The sequence below is a fragment of the Pseudomonas sp. TKO26 genome (genome assembly GCF_003225665.1).
GTDB lineage: Bacteria > Pseudomonadota > Gammaproteobacteria > Pseudomonadales > Pseudomonadaceae > Aquipseudomonas > Aquipseudomonas saponiphila.
The window spans coordinates 151,337-172,783 of the sequence record NZ_QKLN01000011.1; the positions used below are offsets into that span (position 1 = coordinate 151,337).

The window sequence follows — 21,447 nt, forward strand, 5'->3', positions numbered from 1 at the left end:
CTATCAGCGGCAAGCCCAGGCAACAGCCCGGCTTGCCGCCTGCTCCCCATTCAATGCCAAGCCCGCTTCGCTGCCGTCCCTGCAGCTTGAAGCTTGAGGCTTGCAGCTCTCCACGGAGGCTCCAATGGCCCAAGAATTCGATTACATCATTGTGGGTGCCGGCTCGGCCGGTAACACCCTGGCGACCCGTCTGACTGAAGACGAAGGCGTCACCGTCCTGCTGCTGGAAGCCGGCGGCCCGGACTACCGTTTCGACTTCCGGACCCAGATGCCCGCGGCACTGGCCTTCCCTCTGCAAGGACGGCGCTACAACTGGGCCTACGAAACCGACCCGGAGCCACACATGGACGGTCGGCGCATGGAGTGCGGTCGCGGCAAGGGCCTGGGCGGCTCGTCGCTGATCAACGGCATGTGCTACATCCGCGGCAACGCCATGGACTACGACGGCTGGGCCAAACTGCCAGGCCTGGAAGACTGGACCTACCTGGATTGCCTACCGTATTTCCGCAAGGCGGAAACCCGTGATATCGGCCCCAACGACTACCACGGTGGCGAAGGCCCGGTCAGCGTGACCACGCCCAAGGCCGGCAACAACCCGCTGTTCCACGCCATGGTCGAAGCCGGCGTGCAGGCCGGTTACCCGCGTACCGAAGACCTGAACGGCTACCAGCAGGAAGGCTTCGGCCCGATGGACCGTACCGTGACCCCCAAAGGCCGTCGCTCCAGCACTGCCCGTGGCTACCTGGACATCGCCAAGAAGCGTTCGACCCTGACCATCGTCACCCACGCCCTGACCGACAAGATCCTCTTCGAGGGCAAGCGCGCCGTGGGCGTGAGCTACCTGCAAGGCAGCACCGAAGAGCGCGTGGAAGCCCGCGCCCGCAAGGAAGTGATCGTCAGCTCCGGCGCCATCGCCTCGCCGCAACTGCTGCAACGCTCCGGCGTCGGCCCGCGGGCCCTGCTGGAAAGCCTGGACATCCCGGTGGTTCACGACCTGCCGGGCGTCGGCGAGAACCTGCAGGACCACCTGGAGCTGTACCTGCAATACGCCTGCACCCAGCCTGTCTCGCTGTACCCATCGCTGCTGTGGTGGAACCAGCCGGCCATCGGTGCCGAGTGGCTGTTCAACGGCACCGGCATCGGCGCCAGCAACCAGTTCGAAGCCGGCGGTTTCATCCGTACCCGTCCGGAATTCGCCTGGCCGAACATCCAGTACCACTTCCTGCCCGTGGCGATTAACTACAACGGCAGCAACGGTGTGAAAGAGCACGGTTTCCAGGCGCACATGGGCTCCATGCGCTCGCCGAGCCGTGGTCGCGTGCAGCTCAAGTCCAAGGACCCGCGCCAGCACCCGAGCATCCTCTTCAACTACATGGCCACCGAGCAGGACTGGCAGGAATTCCGCGACGGCATCCGCCTGACCCGGGAAATCATGCAGCAGCCGGCCCTGGACGCCTTCCGCGGTCGCGAAATCAGCCCGGGTATCGACGTGCAAACCGATGAGCAACTGGACACGTTCATCCGCGAGCACGCCGAGACCGCGTTCCACCCATCCTGCTCGTGCAAGATGGGCACCGACGACATGGCGGTAGTCGACGGCCAGGGTCGCGTGCACGGCATGCAGGGCCTGCGCGTGGTGGATGCCTCGATCATGCCGATCATCACCACCGGCAACCTCAACGCGCCGACCATCATGATGGCCGAGAAAATCGCCGACAAGATCCGTGGCCGTCAGCCGCTGCCCCGCAGCAAGGCCGACTACTACGTAGCCGGCGAGGCTCCGGTACGTGGCAAGCCTCTGCGCGACGTCACAGCGACCGCTCAGTAAGCGACACGGGCGCCGACCGCAAGGGTCGGCGCCCTTCTTCACTTCCCCGCCTCCCCCCGAACGACATCCTTGATCGCAGCCTTCGGCAGCGGCTACAGTTCTGCAACTTGCACATCCCCTTCGCCCCAGAGCCCATCAGCCTCTACACCTGTAGAAGCCGGCTTGCTGGCGAAACGCGCCAGCCCGCTCGCGCGCCTCACAAGGAGGTCCCCATGTTCGACTTTCACCCCCAGCTCAAGCAGCGCTTCGCTGCCTTGCGCACGGGCGCCGAATTCTTTTCCCTGCGCTATGTGCGCGAGTCGAACCAGTACCTGTCGGTACGCAAGAACATTGCCGAACCACCGAGCCTGGGCCGTGACGAAGGGGCGATGCTGACCGTGCGGGTACGTGGCGTGGAAGCCTACGCCGCCACCAACGACCTGTCGCCGCGCGGCCTGCAAGCGGCCCTCGACCGCGCCGAGCAACAGGCCCGGGTGATTGCCGCCCATGCCCTGCTGGACCTGCGCGAGCAGCCGGTGTCCAGCCACCGTGCGGACTACCTGTCGCCGAACCTGGAGCAAGCTTTCCCGTCCCTCAGCGATTGCTACCAGTTACTGGGCGACGAGTCGGCCTCGGTGCCCAAGGATGAACGCCTGGTGAACTGGCAGGTGGGCATCGGCGTGACCCAGGTCGAGCAGATCTACCTCAACAGCGCCGGCGCCGAGCTGCGCCAGGCCCAGCGTTTCGTCTACCCGGGCCTGGACGTGACTGCCTACGACGGCAGCGACAGCCAGACCCGCAGCCTGGGACGGGAGAATTTCGGCCAGCAGGGCGCCGGCGATGTGATCAGCCGCTGCGGCCTGCTGGGGGCCGCGCCCCGGGTGGCCGACCAGGCCCTGCAACTGCTGCTGGCGCCGAACACCCCGCAAGGCCAGCGGGACCTGCTGCTGATGCCGGACCAGATGATGCTGCAGATCCACGAATCCATCGGCCACCCCCTGGAGCTGGACCGCATTCTCGGCGACGAACGCAACTACGCGGGCACCAGCTTCGTCAAACAGGAAGACTTCGGCCGCCTGCAATATGGCTCCTCCCTGCTCAACGTGACCTTCGACCCACAGATTCCAGAGGAGCTGGCCAGCTACGGCCATGACGACGACGGCACCGCGGCGAGCAAGCAGTTCCTGATTCGCGAGGGCCTGCTGGTGCGTCCCCTGGGCGGCGCCTTGTCGCAATACCGCAGCGGCCTGGATGGCGTTGCCAACAGCCGCGCCAGCAGTTGGAACCGCGCACCGATCGACCGTATGGCCAACCTCAACGTCGAACCCGGCGACCAGCCACTGGAACGCCTGATCGGCCAGATCGAAAACGGCATCCTGATGTCCACCAACCGCTCCTGGTCCATCGACGATGCGCGCAACAAGTTTCAGTTCGGCTGCGAATGGGGCCAACTGATCGAAAACGGCGAGCTCAAGGGCGTGGTCAAGAACCCCAACTACCGGGGCATTTCCGCGCAGTTCTGGCGCAACCTCAGCGCGGTGGGCGATCGCAGCACCTTTCAGGTCCTGGGCACGCCCAACTGCGGCAAGGGCGAGCCCAACCAGGTGATCCGCGTCGGCCATGCTTCGCCGGCCTGCGTGTTCGGCAAGATTGACGTATTCGGAGGAGACGCCTGATGACCAGGACGATGAATCAGGCCCAGCAGTTCAAGGATCTGGTGCACTGGCTGCGGGAGACAATCAGGGCGCCGGAGCAGTTCACCCTCAGCTACTCGGCCGAAGCCTCGGAGTTCATCCGCTTCAACCACGCCAAGGTGCGCCAGGCCGGGCAGGTGCAACAGGCCAGCCTGCGTTTCAAGCTGATCGATGATGGCCGTCACGCCGACCTGGACATCACCCTGAGCAATGACCCCGAGGTCGATCGCCAGCGCCTGGCCGAGGGCTTGCAACAGTTGCGGGACACCCTGCCGTTACTACCGGCGGACCCCTACCTGATGCTCAACCACAGCCAGTGGCAATCCCATCACGTACAGGAACACCCGCTGCCCGGCAGCGAACAGGTGGTGGCGCAGATCGGCCGCGCGGCGGCAGGCCTGGATCTGGTGGGCATCTACGCCGCCGGCCCCATCAGTCGCGGCTTCGCCAGCTCCGCCGGGGCTTTCGGCTGGCACCAGGCCAATAGCTTCAATTTCGACTTCAGCCTGTTCCACGCCAACGGCGAAGCGGTGAAGGCCAGCTATGCCGGACACGCCTGGGACAGCGACGCCTTTGCCCAGCGCTTCGATCAGGCCCGCCGGCAACTGGAGTTCCTCGGTCGCCCGCTGCGCACCCTGGCGCCCGGGCAGTACCGGGCCTACCTGGCACCGGCAGCCCTGGAGGAGATCATGGGCATGCTGGCCTGGGGCGGCTTCTCGGCCCAATCGATTGCCAGCAAGCACAGCCCCTTGCAGAAACTCTATGCCGGCGACGCCGCCCTGAGCCCGCTGATAGCCCTCGACGAACAGGTCAGCGGCTCCCTGAGCCCGGCGTTTTCCGACGAAGGCTACCCGCGCAGCGACCTGTCGCTGATCGCCCGGGGCGCGGCCAATGAGCGCTTGATCAACTCCCGCAGCGCCGCCGAATACGACCTGAGCAGCAATGGCGCCGGCAGCGGCGAATACCCCAGCGCGCTGAACATGGCGGCGGGGCAATTGCCCCAGCAGGAGATCCTCAAGCAGTTGGGCACCGGCCTGTACATCAGCAACCTCTGGTACCTGAACTACTCGGACCTGCCGGCGGCGCGCCTGACCGGCATGACCCGCTTCGCCACCTTCTGGGTGGAAAACGGCGAGATCCAGGCCCCGGTCAGCACCATGCGTTTCGACGACAGCGTCTACAGCCTGCTGGGTTCGCAGCTGGAAGCGCTGACCGAACAGCGGGAGCTGCTGCTGTCGGCCAGTACCTACGGCCAGCGCCAGACCGCCTCAATGCACCTGCCCGGAGCACTGATCAGCCGCCTGACCCTGACCTTGTAAGCGACAAGCCGCAAGCTGTCAGCGGCAAGCTTGAGGCTTATGGCTTGCCGCTTGTCGCTGCCCTTTGGAGACCCCATGCCCGAACGCTCGCCGCTCGATGCCACCACTGCCCGCTGGCTGCCCTGGGTAGTGGCCATCGCCTTCTTCATGCAGTCCCTGGACGGCACCATCCTCAACACCGCGCTGCCGGCCATGGCCCAGGACCTGGCGGAGGACCCGCTGCGCATGCAGGGGGTGATCATCGCCTACATGCTCACCGTGGCCCTGCTGATCCCGGCCTCGGGCTGGATCGCCGACCGCTTCGGCACCAAGAAGATCTTCTTCGGCGCCATCTTGCTGTTCAGCGTCGGTTCGCTGCTGTGCGCCCTGTCCAACACCCTGAGCCAACTGATCGGCGCCCGGGTGATCCAGGGCCTGGGCGGGGCACTGATGTTGCCGGTAGGGCGGCTGGTGGTGCTGCGGGCCTACCCGCGCTCGGAGCTGGTACGGATCATGGGCTTCATTACCATTCCGGGGCTTCTGGGGCCGTTGATCGGCCCGACCATGGGCGGCTGGATGGTGCAGTACCTGACCTGGCACTGGATCTTCCTGATCAACCTGCCGGTGGGCGCCGTGGGCTGCTACGCGGTATGGCGCTTCATTCCCGACCTGCGGGGCAGCGAACGCACGCGCTTCGACGGCCTGGGCTTCGTGCTGTTCGGCGCGGCGATGGTGCTGATCACCATCGCCATGGAAGGCCTGGGTGAACTGCACCTGCCGCACCTGCGGGTGATGTTGCTGCTGTTCGGCGGCCTGGCCTGCCTGGCGGCCTACTGGTTGCGGGCCGGACATGTCGACAATCCGCTGTTCGCCCCGTCGCTGTTCAAGGTCCGAACCTTTGCCGTGGGCATCCTCGGCAACCTGTTCGCGCGCCTGGGCAGCGGCGCCCTGCCGTTCCTGGTGCCGCTGCTGCTGCAGGTGGCCCTGGGCTATTCACCGTCCCAGGCGGGGATGAGCATGCTGCCCCTGGCGGCCGCGGCCATGTTCGCCAAATCCATCGCCCGGCCACTGATCGAGCGCCTGGGCTACCGCATCGTGCTCACCGGCAACACCCTGGCCCTGGGCCTGATGCTGGCGAGCATGGGGCTGGTCAGCGAACAGACGCCCTACCCGCTGCTGCTGGCCATGCTGGCGGTACTGGGAGCGATCAACTCGCTGCAGTTCACGGCCATGAACACCGTGACCCTGATCGATCTCGACGACGCCGCCGCCAGCAGCGGCAACAGCCTGCTGTCGGTGGTGGCGCAACTGTCCCTGAGCCTCGGGGTCGCCTGTGCCGGTGCGCTGCTGGGTGGTTTCACTGCACAAGTGGGCAATGACGGCGTGGACACCGTGCTCGGTGCCTTCCAGCTGACCTTCCTCACAGTGGGCATCATGGCGATGCTGGCGGCGGCGATCTTCCTCCAGCTGTCGCCCACCGATGGCCGAAGGGCGCGCAAGGTCGAGGAACAGCACATCGAACACTGAGCAGCGGCAAACCACTTGCAGCTTGCAGCTCGCCACTTGCCACTAGTGCGGTTGCTCGTCCAGAACTTGCAGGTTCTGGGAGCGGGACTGATACACTGCGCGACATTTTGTTTTGCAGGCCAGTCCCGTGACCACCATTGCCACCGCTTTTAATACTTTGCCCCTGTCTCCCGCCATGCTGGCTAACCTCGACTCCCTCGGGTATGCCCAGATGACGCCGATCCAGGCGCAAAGCTTGCCGGTGATTCTCAAGGGCATGGACCTGATCGCCCAGGCCAAGACCGGCAGCGGCAAGACCGCAGCCTTCGGCATCGGCCTGCTGAACCCGATCAACCCGCGCTACTTCGGCTGCCAGGCCCTGGTGATCTGTCCGACCCGCGAACTGGCCGACCAGGTGGCCAAGGAAATCCGCCGCCTGGCCCGCGCCGAAGACAACATCAAGGTGCTGACCCTGTGTGGCGGCGTGTCCTTCGGCCCGCAGATCGCTTCCCTGGAACACGGCGCCCACATCATCGTCGGCACCCCGGGGCGTATCCAGCAACACCTGCGCAAGGGTTCGCTGGTGCTTGATGGCCTGAACACGCTGATCCTCGACGAAGCCGACCGCATGCTCGACATGGGTTTCTACGACGCCATCGAAGACATCATCGAGCAGACCCCGTCGCGCCGGCAGACCCTGCTGTTCTCCGCCACGTACCCGGTGGGCATCAAGCAACTGGCGTCGAAATTCATGCGTGATCCGCAGACGGTGAAAGCCGAAGCGTTCCACGACGACACCCAGATCGAACAGCGTTTCTACGAGATTTCCCCGGAAGAACGCATGAGCGCAGTGACCAAGGTCCTGCACCACTTCCGTCCGGCTTCCTGCGTCGCTTTCTGCTTCACCAAGCAGCAAGTGCAGGAAACCGTCGATCACCTGACCGCCAAAGGCATCTCTGCGGTCGGCCTGCACGGCGATCTGGAACAACGTGACCGCGATCAGGTGCTGGCAATGTTCGCCAACCGCAGTACCTCGGTACTGGTCGCCACCGACGTGGCCGCCCGTGGCCTGGACATCGATGCGCTGGACATGGTGATCAACGTCGAGCTGGCCCGCGATTCGGAAATCCACATTCACCGCGTTGGCCGTACCGGTCGCGCGGGCGAAAAAGGTATCGCGGTCAGCCTTGTCGCGCCGTCCGAAGCCCATCGCGCGCAAGCCATCGAACAGCTGCAGAAAACCCCACTGAACTGGGATCAGATCGACAACCTCAAGTCCCAGGGCGGCGCCCCGCTGCAGCCACCGATGAGCACGCTGTGCATCGCTGGCGGGCGCAAGGACAAAGTGCGCCCGGGCGATATTCTCGGTGCACTGACTGGCGACGCCGGGATCCCTGGCGCCCAGGTCGGCAAGATTGCGATCTTCGACTTCCAGTCGTATGTGGCGGTTGAACGCACCGTGGGCATGCAGGCGCTGCAGCGTTTGAACAACGGCAAGATCAAGGGCCGCTCGCTGCGCGTACGCGTCCTCTAACCCCACCGCCCCTACACAAATTTGTGCGAGGACACCGTTTTGCGTTCTACCCAAGTCGTGATCATCGGCGCTGGCGCGGCCGGGCTGATGTGCGCCCTGACCGCGGCCGGCCGGGGTCGTGAAGTACTGCTGCTGGACCACGCCAACAAGGCCGGCAAGAAGATCCTGATGTCCGGCGGTGGCCGCTGCAATTTCACCAATATGTACACCGAGCCCGCCAACTTCCTTTCGCAGAACCCGCATTTCTGCAAATCGGCCCTGGCCCGCTACACCCAGTGGGACTTCATCGGCCTGGTGGCCAAGCACGGCGTGCCTTACCACGAGAAGAAGCTCGGCCAGCTGTTCTGCGACAACAAGTCCAGCGACATCCTCGGCATGCTGCTCGACGAATGCGATCAGGTGGGCGTGGAACTGCGCCTGGACACCTCGATCCAGCAGATCGAGAAGCTTGAGTCCGGCTACCTGCTGCAGACCACCCTGGGCGCGGTGCAGTGCCAGTCCCTGGTGATCGCCACCGGCGGCCTGTCGATCCCGACCCTGGGCGCCACCGGCTTCGGCTATCAAGTGGCCAGGCAGTTCGGCCACGAGCTGCTGCCGACCCGCGCCGGCCTGGTGCCGTTCACCATCACCAACCAGCTCAAGGAACTGTGCGGCGAGCTGTCGGGCACATCGGTGGACTGCCTGGTGAGCTGCAACGGGCAGAGCTTCCGCGAGAACATCCTCTTCACTCACCGCGGCCTCAGTGGTCCGGCGATCCTGCAGATTTCGTCCTATTGGCAGCCCGGCGACAGCGTCGAGATCAATCTGCTGCCGGACCACGATGCCCTGGGCTGGTTGCAACAGCAGCAGGCCGAGCGCCCCAACAGCGAACTGAAAACCCTGCTGGGGGAGATCTTCACCAAGAAGATGGCCGGCCTGCTGGCCGAGCACTTGTTCGTCTCCAAGCCCATGAAGCAGTACACCCCGGCGGAGCTGGCGGACGTGGCGCAGAAACTCGGCAACTGGCAACTGGTGCCGGCGGGCACCGAAGGCTACCGCACCGCCGAAGTGACCCTGGGCGGGGTCGACACCCGCGAAGTGTCGTCCAAGACCATGGAATCGCTGAAAAGCCCGGGGCTGTATTTCATCGGTGAAGTGCTGGACGTCACCGGCCACCTGGGCGGCTTCAACTTCCAGTGGGCCTGGGCCTCGGGCTACGCGGCAGCACAATACGTCTGATTCCACCCCCTCCCCTGTAGGAGCGAGCTTGCTCGCGAAAGCGCCGGCATTTTTCGCCAGCACGCCCGTGGGGCATGACAGCGGGCGACGCCTGGCATTCACGGAACAGAATTTGCTGGCAGATGTGACGGCGGCATTGCGCCGTCGTCAATACTGGCTCAATTTAGCTGCATCGCCCCGGAAGGCCTGTCCCACTCCATGTCATCGACCTCTTTTCGTCAGTCTCTGCGCCGCCTCTGGGCGCTGGATAAATTCAGCTACAGCGTGCGGGTGTTCATCGCCCTGACCGGCAGCATGGCGCTGTGCTGGTATCAGGATGAAATGGGCCTGCTGATCCCGCTGTTCCTCGGCATCATCGCCAGCGCCCTGGCGGAAACCGACGACAGCTGGCAAGGCCGGCTCAACGCCCTGGCCGTGACCCTGGTGTGTTTCAGCATTGCCGCGCTGTCGGTGGAGCTGCTGTTCCCCTACCCCTGGATCTTCGCCATTGCCCTGGCCCTGGCCAGCTTCGGCCTGACCATGCTCGGGGCGCTGGGGGAACGTTATGGCGCCATTGCCTCGGCGACCCTGATTCTCTCGGTCTACACCATGATCGGCGTCGACCAGCGCGGCGGCGCGGTGATCGATTTCTGGCACGAGCCGGTGCTGCTGGTGGCCGGCGCCGCCTGGTACGGCCTGCTCTCGGTGCTGTGGCAGGCGCTGTTTTCCAACCAGCCGGTGCAACAGAGCCTGGCCCGGCTGTTTCGCGAGCTGGGTTTCTACCTCAAGCTCAAGTCGTCGCTGTTCGAGCCGATCCGCCAGCTGGATGTGGAGGCCCGGCGCCTGGAGCTGGCCCAGCAGAACGGCAAGGTGGTGGCGGCCCTCAACGCGGCCAAGGAGATCATCCTGCACCGGGTCGGCAATGGCCGGCCGGGGTCGAAGGTCAGTCGCTACCTGAAGCTGTACTTCCTCGCCCAGGACATCCACGAACGCGCCAGCTCGTCCCATTACCCGTACAACGCCCTGGCCGATGCGTTCTTCCACAGCGACGTGCTGTTCCGCTGCCAGCGCCTGCTGCGCCAACAGGGCAAGGCCTGCCGGGCGCTGGCGGAATCCATCCAGCTGCGCCAGCCATTCGTCTATGACGCCAGCTTCGCCGAGGCCCTGAGCGACCTGGACGCGTCCCTGGAGCACCTGCGGATCCAGAGCAACCCGGCCTGGCGCGGGCTGTTGCGCTCGCTGCGGGCCCTGGCGGCGAACCTCGGCACCCTCGATCGCCTGCTCAGCGACGCGAGCAACCCCGACGCCCTGGCCGACGCCACCGACAGCAGCCTGCTGGATCGCTCGCCACGCAACCTCAAGGATGTCTGGACCCGCCTGCGCACCCAGATGACGCCAACTTCGCTGCTGTTTCGCCATGCCCTGCGCCTGCCCCTGGCGCTGAGCATCGGCTACGGCATGGTGCATTTGATCCACCCGTCCCAGGGCTACTGGATCATCCTCACCACGCTGTTCGTCTGCCAGCCCAACTACGGCGCCACCCGGCGCAAGCTGGGCCAGCGGATCGTCGGCACGGCCATCGGCCTGACCATCGCCTGGGCGCTGTTCGACCTGTTCCCCAGCCCCCTGGTGCAGTCGTTGTTCGCCATCGCCGCCGGGGTGGTGTTCTTTACCAACCGCACCACCCGCTACACCCTGGCCACCGCCGCGATCACCCTGATGGTGCTGTTCTGCTTCAACCAGGTGGGCGACGGTTACGGGCTGTTCCTGCCGCGGCTGTTCGATACCCTGCTGGGCAGCCTGATCGCCGGGCTGGCGGTGTTCCTGTTCCTGCCGGACTGGCAGGGCCGGCGCCTGAACAAGGTGCTGGCCAACACCCTGACCTGCAACAGCATCTACCTGCGCCAGATCATGCAGCAGTACGCCGCCGGCAAGAGCGACGACCTGGCCTACCGCCTGGCCCGGCGCAATGCCCACAACGCCGATGCGGCGCTGTCCACCACCCTGGCCAACATGCTCATGGAGCCGGGGCATTTCCGTAAGGAGGCCGACGTGGGCTTCCGCTTCCTGGTGCTGTCCCACACCCTGCTCAGCTACCTGTCGGGCCTGGGCGCACACCGGGAAACCCGACTCCCAGACGAGGTTCGCGAACAGCTGATCAATGGCGCGGGCGTCAGCCTGGCGGCGAGCATCGATGAAATCGCCCAGGGCCTGTCCAACAAGACCCCGATCGCCATCCACAGCGATGCCGAGGAAGCGCTGGCCAATGAGCTGGAGCAGATGCCGGATGAGATCGACGAAGGCCAGCGTCTGGTGCAGACCCAACTGGCACTGATCTGCCGCCAACTGGGCCCGTTGCGGACCCTGGCGGCGCACTTGATCAAGGCAGCTTGAGAGCAGCGGCAAGCTTCAAGCTACAAGCTACAAGCTACAAGCGGCAAGAACTGTGCGAACGGCTTTAGCTTGGCGCTTGCCGCTCGAAGCTTGCCGCTGCCCCTCTCACATACCGTGCTGGCGCAGCAGGCGATCGTAGCTGCCGTCGGCTTTCATGGCGGCAATCTCCCGGTCGAACCGGGCCACGATCTGCGCATGCTCGGGATTCTTCAGGCTCACCAGGATATGCAGGCTGTTCTCGCTCAACGGCTTGGGCAGGAACTCCACGGCGTTGCGCACCCGCGGTGACTCGCGGGCCAGGTAGTAACGGGCGACGTACTCATCTTCCAGGGTCAGCTTGACCCGGTCCGCCGCCAGCATGCGCACCGCCATGGCGAAGTTGTGCACCGGGACCTTCTGCAGGTCCGGGTCGTTGTCGAACTCCGGGGAATAGGCATAGCCACGCACCACGGCCACCGGGTAATCGTGCAACTGCTTGAGGTTGCTGTATTCCAGCGGGGCGTCCTTGCGCTTGAGGAAGCGCACCCGGTTGAGCATGTACTCCGCGGAGAACTGCCCCAGGTGGGTGCGCTCCTCGTTGTACCAGGCATTGACCAGCACGTCGTAGCGACCCTCGCCGATGCCCAGCAGGGCCCGGGCCCAGGGCACCTGCTCGAACTCGCTGGCATAGCCGGCGCGGGACAGTGCGGTACTGACGATGTCGGTGGCCACGCCACCATTGACCAGGGTCGCGTCGGTGAAGGGCGGCCAGGCATCAGCGACCAGTCGCAATTTCTCCGCAGAAGCGCTGTGGCCCAGCAACAGCAATCCGATCAAGGCTAACGCTCGATGCAATCGCAGCATGCTAATAGATCCTTAGCGGGCACTGAGCCCGGCGCGTTCCAGCCCACACTCAAGGGAAGCGACCCGCGCTCGACGGCTCGCCCCAGGTCCTAACATTAGCTCATCAAAGCCAATGCGCAGGACTTGAAAACAGATTACACAAAGAAGACAAATGCCGGTTAGCGCAGTAATGGCATTTTGACCTATCTCACAGAAACAACTTCACCGCGTTAACCCACAAGACATCCTCGGGCGATGTGCCTAGTATTTCGCGCAGCACTTTCTAGAGGAGCTGGAAATGACCATCGAATGGGTCTGCAAGCATCACACCGATCTGGGCAAGGAACAGCTGTACGCCATCCTGCAACTGCGCACCGAAGTCTTTGTCGTGGAACAGAAATGCCCCTATCAAGAGGTCGACGGCCGTGACCTGGAGGGCGACACCTGCCACCTGATGGCCTGGGACGGTGACCGGCTAGTGGCTTACCTGCGCCTGCTGGACCCGATCTCCCAGGGCGGTGATGTGGTGATCGGCCGCGTGCTCATTGCTGAACAGGCGCGCGGCCAGGGCCTGGGCCACACCCTGATGGAGCAGGCGCTGAAGCAGGCAGAACGGCATTGGCCCGACACCCCGATCTACCTCTCGGCCCAGGCTCACTTGCAGGCCTACTACAGTCGCTACGGTTTCGTGGTGGCGGGCGAGCAATACCTGGAAGACGGTATTGCGCACATTGGCATGCGCCGGTCCTGAGTATCAGGGATAGCCCAGCACGGCCTTGATCTGCCGCAGGTTGGGCTCGATCCAGCCCTTGTCGATGGCGCCCCAGTTGTGGATCCGGTAGCGCCCGGCGTGATTGCGGGCGCCATCTTGCTGTTCGAATTCGCAGAGGATGTCCAGGTCCGCCAGGGCGGCGATGGTGTCCTGGGCGGTGCGCCGGGGCATGCCGGTGACTTCGGTGAGCGCCGGTACGCTGCTGGCCAGCCCGCTGTCGATCAGATACGCCACATACAGGCGGCGGTAGAAACTGCTCTTGGTCTTGCTTACATCCATCGCTCACTCCCTATTGCCATGAATTAATCCGCCGTCCCCGCCCTGGCTTGCAAGTCGCGCCAGGTCAGGTAGACCCGCAGGTCGAATTCCAGCTGGTGATAGCCCGGCAGCATGTGCTCGCAGAGCTTGTAGAACGCCTTGTTGTGCTCCGACTCCTTGAAGTGCGCCAACTCGTGCACCACGATCATCCGCAAGAATTCCGGCGCCGCCTCCTTGAACAGCGAGGCAATGCGGATCTCCTTCTTGGCCTTGAGCTTGCCGCCCTGCACCCGGGACACCGTGGTGTGCAGGCCAAGGGCGCGGTGGGTCAGGTCCAGGCGGTTGTCGAACAGCACCTTGTCGATGGCCGGCGCGTTGCGCAGGTATTCCTGCTTCAGCTCCAGGGCGTAGCTGTACAGCGCCTTGTCGCTCTGCACCGCATGCTTGTGTGGATAACGCCCGCTGAGGTACTCCCCCAGGCGATCTTCGACGATCAGCTGACGCACTTGCTGTTGCAGGGCGACGGGATAGGCCTGGAGGTATTTGAGTGCGGTCATGGAGGGGCAGCGCAAGGTACGAAGGCCGCCAGTGTAGCGAATTCAGGCCGGCAACGCGCTCCAGTCAAAGGGCTGGGCAAACTGGCTGGCGCTGGCGGCGGTCAGCGGCCGGGCCACCAGGAACCCCTGCACGTATTCGCAACCGTTGGCCTTGAGCCATTGGTACTGCTCGTGGGTTTCCACGCCTTCGGCGATCACCAGCAAGCCGAACTGCTTGCACAGGTCGATCACGCTGCGGGCGATGGCGGCGTCACGCGGCGAGGTCAACAAGCGGGCGATCAGGTGCCGGTCGAGCTTGAGGGTGTCCAGTTGCAGGTCACGCAGATAGGCCAGGCAGCAACTGCCCGAGCCGAAGTCGTCCAGGGCCACCCGCACTCCCAGTTGATGCAACTGCTGCAACTGCTTGCGGGTCTCGGCCAGGTTCTGGGTCAACGCCGCCTCGGTGACCTCCACTTCCAGCTGGCGCGGCTGCAAGCCATGGCGCACCAGCACCTGACGCAGTTCATTGGCCAGATTGGGCATGCCGAACTGGGTGGCGCTGAGACTGACCCCCAGCACCAGATCGGGGCTGAACACCTGCTCCCAGTCCTTGCGCTGGGCGGCCCCCTGCTGATAGATCCAACTGCCCAGGCGACTGATCAGCCGCGCCTCTTCCAGCAGCGGCAGGAACAGCCCCGGCGGCACATCGCCGACACTCGGGTGGCGCCAGCGCAACAAGGCTTCGAAGCCGCGCAAACGACCATCGGCGATGGCCACCTGAGGTTGATACACCAGGGTGAATTCCTTGCGCTCCACGGCGCTGCGCACGCTTTCTTCGAGCATCAGCCGGGAACGTGCACGGCCATTCATCTCGTGATCGTAGTAGCGGTATTGCTGGCGGCCCGCGCGCTTGGCTTCGTACATGGCGATGTCCGCCGCCCGCAGCAGGCCGTCCAGATTGGAGCCGCAGTCGGGATAGATGGCGATGCCGATGCTGGCGCCCAGCACCACCTCCAGACCGTCGATCTGCTGGCTGATGGACAGGCGCTCGATCAGCCTCTCGGCGATTTTCGCCGCCTGCTCGGGGAAGCTCAGTTCCAGCAGGGCCGTGAACTCATCACCGCCCATGCGTCCGAGAATGTCGAAGGAATGCAGGCACTCCTTCAACTGCTCGGACACCCAGCGCAGCACCCGATCGCCGGCATCGTGCCCCAGGGAGTCGTTGACCCGCTTGAAGCCGTCAAGGTCCAGGTAGAGCAGGACCAGCGTCTTGCCCGGACGATCACCGCGCAACAGGATGTTTTCCACCGTCTGGTAGAAACCGCGGCGGTTGAGCAGCCCGGTGAGCGGGTCGGTGACCGCCTGATATTCCAGTTGCTGATGCAGGTGACGTACTTCGGACATGTCCAGCAGGGTCACCACCATGGCCTTCTGCTCACTGGGCAAGGGCGCACAGGACAACGCCACGCTGAGCTGCTGGCCGGGCACGGTACGCAGCAGAGCGTCATGCAGGCGATAGGTCTGCCCGCGTCGATAGCAGGCCAGGAGCTCGGATTCGCTCCAGTCGGGAACATGGGGTTTTTGCAGATAGTCGAGGAACAGCGACCCCTCCAGCTCTTTCACCTGGGCATTGAGCAAGCGCGAAACCGCCGGATTGGCGTAGCGCACCCGTCCGCTCTCGTCCACCACCAGGATGCCTTCGGCAGCGTTGTCCAGCACCGAGGCGTTGAACGCCCGCGCCACCTCCAGATCATGACTGAGCTGCTGCAGAGCGCGACGATTGCGCTGGTGCTCCAGCAGCGCCTGGACCTTGGGCTTGAGAATCTGCGGGTCGAACGGCTTGAACAGGTAATCCACCGCGCCACTGGCATAACCCTTGATCACGGCGTCCTGGGACTGTTCGTTGGCGGTGAGGAAGATGATCGGGGTCAAACGCGTGCGCTGGCTGCCGCGCATCAGGCGGGCCACTTCGAAACCATCCATGCCGGGCATCTGCACATCCAGCAGGACCAGATCCACTTCATGCTCGAGCAGCAGGCTCAGGGCCTCAAGACCAGAGGCCGCGGTCATCACCCGCCAGTCCTGGCGCTGCAACAGTGCCCGCATGCTCAGGAGGTTTTCAGGATAGTCATCAACGATCAGAAGAGTGGAGTCGCCTTCGAGGGCCTCCGGTTGCACGCATTCCATGCTGCTTCTCTTGTCTGTAATAAGACTGAACGGGTGAGAAAACCTGACAAATACGAAAGCACTCTAGACCCGGATCCTGAAAAGCAGAAGCTGCCACCCCGCCATCGCTTCACCAATGGCCCCGGCACCCGACTAACGGTCACAGTTATGCCTTATAGAACCCGGGGAAGATGGCATTTAGACATTTTGCTGACGCCATTTATCCGCCATACGGACATTCCAGGCAGCCGCTTCTACGCTATAAAGACGCCCTGAGAAGCGCAGGCTAAAGCCTTCGGCGCCCTGCACCAGACCTTCCCCATTGCGGAGTCTCCAGCATGATCGATCTGGCAACCTGGAACCTCAGCGTTCCCGTCGGCAACCCACCGGCGACCATCGACACCCCGACACTGGTCAAAGGCTTCAAGGACCGGTACTTCCACTCCGACAGTGGCACCCTGTTCTTCTGGTCACCAGTCACCGGCTCGAAGACCGAGAACGCCATCTATCCGCGCACCGAGCTGCGCGAAACCTACGCCGACGGCACTTTGCGCAATTGGACCTACCCCGAAGCCGACAACCTGCTGCACGCCACCCTAGCGGTGAACCAGGTGCCGTCGTCGGGCAAGATCGTCGTGGGCCAGATTCACGCCTACAACAGCACCAAGCCCCTGGTCAAAGTGGAGTACCAGTACAAGACCAGCAAAGGCAGCGGCACTATCGTGGCCAAGGTGCGCATGCGCCCGGACGACGAAGAGGGCCGGGTCATCACCCTGGCCGAAAACGTGCCCCTGAATCGCGATTTTTCCTACCTGATCCATCTGAGCCCAGGCGGCGCCCTGGAACTCAGTGCCGCCGGCCAGCAATGGGACGGGCAGTTGAGCGCGAGCTGGCGCGACAAGCCGCTGTATTTCAAGGCCGGGGTTTATGTACAGGACAACAGCGGCTACACCAGTGAAGGCGGCAAGGTGACCTTCTCCAAGCTGGATATCGACCACAACAAAATATAGGCCCCTCCTGCCGGCGCAGGCTGCCTTGAGCCCTGCGCATGCCCAGAGGCCTCTTCGCTGGCCAGCCAACGCCCGCGGAGACAGAAATGCCGGACACAAAAAAAGCCCGCATCGCTGCGGGCTTTCCGGATGACCCCAAGGCTTAGTTGACCTTGGCGTTCAGCTCACCTTTGAGGTAACGCTGGAACATCGCTTCCAGGGAGATCGGCTTGATCTTCGAAGCGTTGCCGGCGGTGCCGAAGGCTTCGTAACGAGCGATACACACATCGCGCATGGCGGTCACGGTGGCGCCAAAGAATTTACGCGGGTCGAACTCGCTCGGGTTGGTGGCCATCAGGCGGCGCATGGCACCGGTGGACGCCAGGCGCAGGTCGGTGTCGATGTTGACCTTGCGCACGCCGTACTTGATGCCTTCGACAATTTCCTCAACCGGCACGCCGTAGGTTTCTTTGATGTCGCCGCCGTACTGGTTGATGATCGCCAGCCACTCTTGCGGAACCGAGGACGAACCGTGCATCACCAGGTGGGTGTTGGGGATGCGCTTGTGGATTTCCTTGATGCGGTCGATGGCCAGCACGTCGCCGGTAGGCGGCTTGGTGAACTTGTAGGCGCCGTGGCTGGTGCCGATGGCGATGGCCAGGGCGTCAACCTGGGTCTTCTTGACGAAGTCCGCGGCTTCCTCCGGGTCGGTCAGCATCTGGCTGTGATCCAGCACGCCTTCGGCGCCGATGCCGTCTTCTTCACCGGCCATGCCGGTTTCCAGGGAGCCCAGGCAGCCCAGCTCGCCTTCTACCGACACGCCGCAGGCGTGGGCCATGGCCACGGTCTGCTGGGTGACGCGCACGTTGTACTCGTAGTCGGTCGGGGTCTTGCCGTCTTCGCCGAGGGAGCCATCCATCATCACCGAGGAAAAGCCCAGCTGGATGGAACGCTGGCAGACGTCAGGGCTGGTGCCGTGGTCCTGGTGCATGCACACCGGGATATGGGGGAATTCTTCGATGGCGGCCAGGATCAGGTGGCGCAGGAACGGCGCACCGGCGTATTTGCGGGCGCCGGCCGAAGCCTGGACGATCACCGGAGAGTCAGTCTTGTCAGCGGCTTCCATGATGGCGCGCATCTGCTCAAGGTTGTTGACGTTGAAGGCTGGAACGCCGTAGCCGAACTCGGCTGCGTGGTCCAGCATCTGGCGCATGCTGATGAGTGCCATTGTGTGTGTCTCTCCCGGTCGAGGGTCGTTAATCGTGCAAGCCTGCCGTAGCGGCGACTGCTGTTCAAGTGATTGCAGATCGGGGGTCGGCCCGCTCTGTTGTATCCGTTAAAACCAATTCTCTACAGCCCTGTAGGAGCCGGCTCGCCGGCGAAAGCGACCTTGAACCTTGCACAGGTCTGGAAGGCCGCATTCGCTGGCAAGCCAGCTCCTACATGGCCTTGCAGCCGCGGCCGATCAGGTCGTTGGTGGCGACCCAGTAGACCAGGCCCTCCTCGCCCTTGACGTGAAACGCCAGCATGTCGTCGCTGTACAGCGAGCCCGAACCACTGGGCTCAAGCTTCAGGCGCCGCACCTGGTCGTCGCCCCCCAGGCGCACGTCGACTGCCTTGCGGCTGTCGTCGGTATAGCGCCACAGCACCTGGGCCTGGCTGTCGCAGGTCCAGGTCGTCCAGTTGTCGGTGGCCGGCGACTTGAGCAGGTTCAGGCTGGCGCAACCGGCCAAGGCTCCCAGCATCGCCACGGCGATCAAAGCTTTCATCAATGTTCCTCGGCCGACAGCCCGGAGGCTCCAGCGCATTGCGTTATCCGATCTGACCGGTCAAGGGCAACCCTGTTCCCTGGTCTTTGACGGTGTCTCGTACTTCTCCAGGCCTTCGGGGCCCAGGCGTTTGTTGATCACCGGCGCAGTCTCGGCCTGCCAGTCGGCCTGATAACAGCCCTGGCCCGGCTCGCCGGCTTCGTCCGCCGGCTTTGCCTGCGGGGCACTGGAGCACCCCGCCAGCAGCGCCACGACCATCAACAGTGGCAAGGTCTTGACCATCAGAACACTCCTTTGCCCGGCCAATCGAGGCTTCAGGCCTTGGCCCGGGCTTCCAGGACTTCAACCGCCGGCAGCACCTTGCCTTCGACGAATTCGAGGAAGGCGCCGCCACCGGTAGAAATGTAGGAGATCTGCTGGGCAACGCCATATTTGTCGATGGCCGCCAGGGTGTCGCCACCACCCGCGATGGAGAACGCTGCGCTGTCGGCGATGGCCTGGGCCAGCACTTGGGTGCCGTTGCCGAACTGGTCGAATTCGAACACGCCTACAGGGCCGTTCCAGAGGATGGTCCTGGAGGACTTCAGCAGCTCGGCGAACTGCGCGGCGGTCTGCGGGCCAATGTCGAGGATCATGTCGTCAGCGGCCACATCGGCGATCAGCTTGACGGTCGCGGCGGCGCTTTCGGCAAACTCCTTGGCCACCACAACATCCACCGGCAGCGGCACGCTGACCTTGGCGGCGATGGCGCGAGCGGTGTCCAACAGATCCGGCTCGTACAGCGACTTGCCCACCGGGTGCCCGGCAGCAGCCAGGAAGGTGTTGGCAATGCCGCCGCCGACGATCAGCTGGTCGCAGATCTGGCTCAGGCTGTTGAGCACGTCCAGCTTGGTGGACACCTTGGAACCGGCAACGATGGCCGCCATCGGCTTGGCCGGGTTGCCCAGGGCCTTGCCCAGCGCTTCCAGCTCAGCGGCCAGCAGCGGACCTGCGGCGGCCACTTTGGCGAACTTGGCCACGCCGTGGGTCGAACCCTCGGCGCGGTGCGCGGTGCCGAAAGCGTCCATCACGAACACATCGCACAGGGCGGCGTATTGCTGGGCCAGTTCGTCGGCGTTCTTTTTCTCGCCCTTGTTGAAGCGCACGTTCTCGAACAGCACGACGTCGCCGGCCTTGACCTCGACGCCACCCAGGTAGTCGGCCACCAGCGGCACTTCGCGGCCCAGGGCGCGGCTCAGGTAGTCGGCCACTGGCTTGAGGCTGTTCTCGGCGGAGAACTCGCCTTCGGTCGGACGGCCCAGGTGCGAGCAGACCATCACTGCCGCGCCCTTTTCCAGGGCCAGCTTGATGGTCGGCAGCGAAGCCAGGATCCGCGCATCGCTGGTGACAGCGCCGTCCTTGACTGGGACGTTGAGGTCTTCGCGGATCAGCACACGCTTACCTTGCAGATCGAGGTCGGTCATCTTCAACACGGTCATGGGTCGCAATTCCTGGGTTACTGTTGTTCAGAAACAGAGAGTTTAGTGGCAGAGCGTGGAGTGGCTGTTTGCAGGTAGTGCCCAGCAACATCCAGCATCCGGTTGGCAAAGCCCCATTCGTTGTCGAACCAGGCCAGGATGTTCACCAGCCGGGGGCCGGAAACACGGGTCTGACTGGCATCGACGATCGCCGAATGGGGGTCATGATTGAAATCACAGCTCGCGTGGGGCAGCTCGGTATAGGCCAGCAGGCCCTTGAGCGGACCGCTGGTGGCAGCCTCGCGCAGAATCCGGTTGACCTCCAGGGCGTCGGTATCGCTCACGGTCTGCATCGTGATGTCGAGGCAGGACACGTTGACCGTCGGCACCCGCACGGCTTTGGCCTGGATTCTTCCGGCAAGTTCCGGCAGCAGGCGCTCGATGCCTCGCGCCAGGCCGGTAGACACCGGAATCACCGACTGGAACGCCGAACGGGTCCGGCGCAGGTCTTCGTGGTGATAGGCATCGATCACCGGCTGGTCGTTCATCGCCGAGTGAATGGTGGTGATCGACACGTACTCCAGGCCAATGGCCTGATCCAGCAGGCGCAACAGCGGCACGCCGCAGTTGGTGGTGCAGGAGGCATTGGACACCAGCAGCTCGGCGCCGGTCAGGCAGTCCTGATTGACTCCATAGACGATGGTGGCGTCGACATCCGACTCGCTGGCCATCGGCTGGGAGAACAGCACCCGCGGCGCGCCGGCGTCGAGGAAACGCCGGCCGTCTTCACGGGTGTGGTAGGCTCCAGAGCATTCCAGCACCAGATCGACGTCCAGTGACGCCCAATCGATGCCTTCGGGGGTGGCACTGCGCAGCACTTTCACGCAGTTGCCATTGATATGCAGACAATCGCCGTCGACCTTCACCTCACCGGGAAACCGGCCATGGGTGGAGTCGAAGCGTGTCAGGTACTCGACGCTGGCCATGTCGGCCAGATCGTTGATGGCGACGATCTCGATTCCGGCCGCCGCCCCTCGCTCGAACAAAGCACGCAAGACGCAACGACCAATCCGGCCGTAGCCGTTGAGTGCAACTTTATAGGGACGCGGTTGAGGCATGGGGTTCTCAATGACCGGTAATGAAACCATCCGCTTGGTGCTGCCTGCGCCATCGTTATCGCGAGCAAGCTCGCCCCCACAAGGACGACATTCATCCCTGTAGGAGCGAGCTTGCTCGCGATTGCATCAG

The 21,447-nt window shown here is 64.0% G+C and carries 18 protein-coding genes; 9 read left to right on the plus strand and 9 right to left on the minus strand.

Features of this window, described 5'->3' with window-relative positions:
• Nucleotides 1-124: 124 nt before the first annotated feature.
• From betA to yccS, 7 genes are all read left to right on the plus strand, one after another.
• Nucleotides 125-1,828: a choline dehydrogenase gene (gene betA / locus DNK59_RS17725; protein ID WP_110724074.1), complete on the plus strand. Its 1,704-nt coding sequence runs from the start codon at nucleotides 125-127 to the stop codon at nucleotides 1,826-1,828.
• A 212-nt stretch (nucleotides 1,829-2,040) separates the two neighbouring features.
• Nucleotides 2,041-3,483, plus strand: coding sequence for a TldD/PmbA family protein (locus DNK59_RS17730; RefSeq protein WP_110724075.1), 1,443 nt, complete (start codon nucleotides 2,041-2,043; stop codon nucleotides 3,481-3,483).
• Complete coding sequence (locus DNK59_RS17735; RefSeq protein ID WP_110724076.1) at nucleotides 3,483-4,820, plus strand: TldD/PmbA family protein; 1,338 nt, start codon at nucleotides 3,483-3,485, stop codon at nucleotides 4,818-4,820. Before DNK59_RS17730 ends, DNK59_RS17735 begins: the two co-directional genes overlap by 1 nt.
• A gap of 75 nt (nucleotides 4,821-4,895) precedes the next feature.
• Nucleotides 4,896-6,326 carry a multidrug transporter subunit MdtD gene (gene mdtD / locus DNK59_RS17740; protein ID WP_110724077.1) on the plus strand — a complete coding sequence of 477 codons (1,431 nt, stop codon included), beginning with the start codon at nucleotides 4,896-4,898 and terminating at the stop codon, nucleotides 6,324-6,326.
• Between the two features lie 175 nt (nucleotides 6,327-6,501).
• Nucleotides 6,502-7,839: an ATP-dependent RNA helicase DbpA gene (gene dbpA / locus DNK59_RS17745; RefSeq protein ID WP_256596449.1), complete on the plus strand. Its 1,338-nt coding sequence runs from the start codon at nucleotides 6,502-6,504 to the stop codon at nucleotides 7,837-7,839.
• 39 nt (nucleotides 7,840-7,878) lie between these two features.
• Nucleotides 7,879-9,057 (plus strand): NAD(P)/FAD-dependent oxidoreductase, encoded by a 1,179-nt coding sequence (locus tag DNK59_RS17750; protein ID WP_110724079.1) that lies wholly within the window; start codon nucleotides 7,879-7,881, stop codon nucleotides 9,055-9,057.
• A gap of 198 nt (nucleotides 9,058-9,255) precedes the next feature.
• A complete protein-coding gene (gene yccS / locus DNK59_RS17755; RefSeq protein WP_110724080.1) occupies nucleotides 9,256-11,430 on the plus strand; it encodes a YccS family putative transporter in 2,175 nt (724 codons plus the stop codon).
• A gap of 105 nt (nucleotides 11,431-11,535) precedes the next feature.
• Here yccS and DNK59_RS17760 read toward each other — a convergent pair whose 3' ends face one another.
• Nucleotides 11,536-12,273, minus strand: a complete 738-nt coding sequence (locus tag DNK59_RS17760; protein WP_110724081.1) for an ABC transporter substrate-binding protein — start codon at nucleotides 12,271-12,273, stop codon at nucleotides 11,536-11,538.
• Between the two features lie 277 nt (nucleotides 12,274-12,550).
• On the opposite strand from DNK59_RS17760, the gene DNK59_RS17765 reads away from it, so the two are divergent.
• Entirely contained in the window at nucleotides 12,551-13,003 is a 453-nt protein-coding gene (locus tag DNK59_RS17765; RefSeq protein WP_092308974.1) for a GNAT family N-acetyltransferase, read from the plus strand.
• A gap of 3 nt (nucleotides 13,004-13,006) precedes the next feature.
• On the opposite strand, the gene DNK59_RS17770 is transcribed toward DNK59_RS17765, so the two are convergent.
• Genes DNK59_RS17770 through DNK59_RS17780 form a run of 3 tightly spaced genes read right to left on the minus strand, consistent with a single transcriptional unit; the run spans nucleotide 13,007 to nucleotide 16,005 of the window.
• Entirely contained in the window at nucleotides 13,007-13,303 is a 297-nt protein-coding gene (locus DNK59_RS17770) for a helix-turn-helix domain-containing protein (protein ID WP_011063952.1), read from the minus strand.
• Between the two features lie 23 nt (nucleotides 13,304-13,326).
• Nucleotides 13,327-13,839 carry a M48 family metallopeptidase gene (locus tag DNK59_RS17775; RefSeq protein ID WP_110724082.1) on the minus strand — a complete coding sequence of 171 codons (513 nt, stop codon included), beginning with the start codon at nucleotides 13,837-13,839 and terminating at the stop codon, nucleotides 13,327-13,329.
• 42 nt (nucleotides 13,840-13,881) lie between these two features.
• Nucleotides 13,882-16,005, minus strand: a complete 2,124-nt coding sequence (locus DNK59_RS17780) for a bifunctional diguanylate cyclase/phosphodiesterase (protein ID WP_092308968.1) — start codon at nucleotides 16,003-16,005, stop codon at nucleotides 13,882-13,884.
• 317 nt (nucleotides 16,006-16,322) lie between these two features.
• Between DNK59_RS17780 and DNK59_RS17785 the strand changes: the two genes are divergently transcribed.
• Nucleotides 16,323-16,994, plus strand: coding sequence for a polysaccharide lyase family 7 protein (locus DNK59_RS17785; protein WP_092308965.1), 672 nt, complete (start codon nucleotides 16,323-16,325; stop codon nucleotides 16,992-16,994).
• 142 nt (nucleotides 16,995-17,136) lie between these two features.
• Here the strand turns inward: DNK59_RS17785 and fba are convergent, their stop codons facing one another.
• The 5 genes from fba to epd all read right to left on the minus strand — a co-directional run bounded on the left by fba (nucleotide 17,137) and on the right by epd (nucleotide 21,317).
• Nucleotides 17,137-18,201 (minus strand): class II fructose-bisphosphate aldolase, encoded by a 1,065-nt coding sequence (gene fba / locus DNK59_RS17790; protein WP_003229012.1) that lies wholly within the window; start codon nucleotides 18,199-18,201, stop codon nucleotides 17,137-17,139.
• Nucleotides 18,202-18,412: 211 nt separating this feature from the next.
• Complete coding sequence (locus DNK59_RS17800; RefSeq protein WP_110724084.1) at nucleotides 18,413-18,742, minus strand: MliC family protein; 330 nt, start codon at nucleotides 18,740-18,742, stop codon at nucleotides 18,413-18,415.
• Nucleotides 18,743-18,802: 60 nt separating this feature from the next.
• Nucleotides 18,803-19,024, minus strand: a complete 222-nt coding sequence (locus tag DNK59_RS17805; protein ID WP_092308959.1) for a hypothetical protein — start codon at nucleotides 19,022-19,024, stop codon at nucleotides 18,803-18,805.
• 32 nt (nucleotides 19,025-19,056) lie between these two features.
• Nucleotides 19,057-20,220, minus strand: a complete 1,164-nt coding sequence (locus DNK59_RS17810; RefSeq protein ID WP_092308956.1) for a phosphoglycerate kinase — start codon at nucleotides 20,218-20,220, stop codon at nucleotides 19,057-19,059.
• A 17-nt stretch (nucleotides 20,221-20,237) separates the two neighbouring features.
• Nucleotides 20,238-21,317, minus strand: coding sequence for an erythrose-4-phosphate dehydrogenase (epd, locus tag DNK59_RS17815; protein ID WP_110724085.1), 1,080 nt, complete (start codon nucleotides 21,315-21,317; stop codon nucleotides 20,238-20,240).
• Between the last annotated feature and the right edge of the window lie 130 nt (nucleotides 21,318-21,447).

Excerpts from the sequence above, each read along its gene's own strand:
- DNK59_RS17780 (WP_092308968.1), bottom strand. The coding sequence starts at position 16,005 with ATGGAATGCGTGCAACCGGAGGCCCTCGAAGGCGACTCCACTCTTCTG.
- DNK59_RS17770 (WP_011063952.1), bottom strand. The coding sequence starts at position 13,303 with ATGGATGTAAGCAAGACCAAGAGCAGTTTCTACCGCCGCCTGTATGTG.
- DNK59_RS17765 (WP_092308974.1), top strand. The coding sequence starts at position 12,551 with ATGACCATCGAATGGGTCTGCAAGCATCACACCGATCTGGGCAAGGAA.
- DNK59_RS17810 (WP_092308956.1), bottom strand. The coding sequence starts at position 20,220 with ATGACCGTGTTGAAGATGACCGACCTCGATCTGCAAGGTAAGCGTGTG.
- betA (WP_110724074.1), top strand. The coding sequence starts at position 125 with ATGGCCCAAGAATTCGATTACATCATTGTGGGTGCCGGCTCGGCCGGT.
- DNK59_RS17800 (WP_110724084.1), bottom strand. The coding sequence starts at position 18,742 with ATGAAAGCTTTGATCGCCGTGGCGATGCTGGGAGCCTTGGCCGGTTGC.
- DNK59_RS17760 (WP_110724081.1), bottom strand. The coding sequence starts at position 12,273 with ATGCTGCGATTGCATCGAGCGTTAGCCTTGATCGGATTGCTGTTGCTG.
- DNK59_RS17735 (WP_110724076.1), top strand. The coding sequence starts at position 3,483 with ATGACCAGGACGATGAATCAGGCCCAGCAGTTCAAGGATCTGGTGCAC.
- yccS (WP_110724080.1), top strand. The coding sequence starts at position 9,256 with ATGTCATCGACCTCTTTTCGTCAGTCTCTGCGCCGCCTCTGGGCGCTG.
- fba (WP_003229012.1), bottom strand. The coding sequence starts at position 18,201 with ATGGCACTCATCAGCATGCGCCAGATGCTGGACCACGCAGCCGAGTTC.
- DNK59_RS17775 (WP_110724082.1), bottom strand. The coding sequence starts at position 13,839 with ATGACCGCACTCAAATACCTCCAGGCCTATCCCGTCGCCCTGCAACAG.
- DNK59_RS17730 (WP_110724075.1), top strand. The coding sequence starts at position 2,041 with ATGTTCGACTTTCACCCCCAGCTCAAGCAGCGCTTCGCTGCCTTGCGC.
- DNK59_RS17805 (WP_092308959.1), bottom strand. The coding sequence starts at position 19,024 with ATGGTCAAGACCTTGCCACTGTTGATGGTCGTGGCGCTGCTGGCGGGG.
- mdtD (WP_110724077.1), top strand. The coding sequence starts at position 4,896 with ATGCCCGAACGCTCGCCGCTCGATGCCACCACTGCCCGCTGGCTGCCC.
- dbpA (WP_256596449.1), top strand. The coding sequence starts at position 6,502 with ATGCTGGCTAACCTCGACTCCCTCGGGTATGCCCAGATGACGCCGATC.
- epd (WP_110724085.1), bottom strand. The coding sequence starts at position 21,317 with ATGCCTCAACCGCGTCCCTATAAAGTTGCACTCAACGGCTACGGCCGG.
- DNK59_RS17785 (WP_092308965.1), top strand. The coding sequence starts at position 16,323 with ATGATCGATCTGGCAACCTGGAACCTCAGCGTTCCCGTCGGCAACCCA.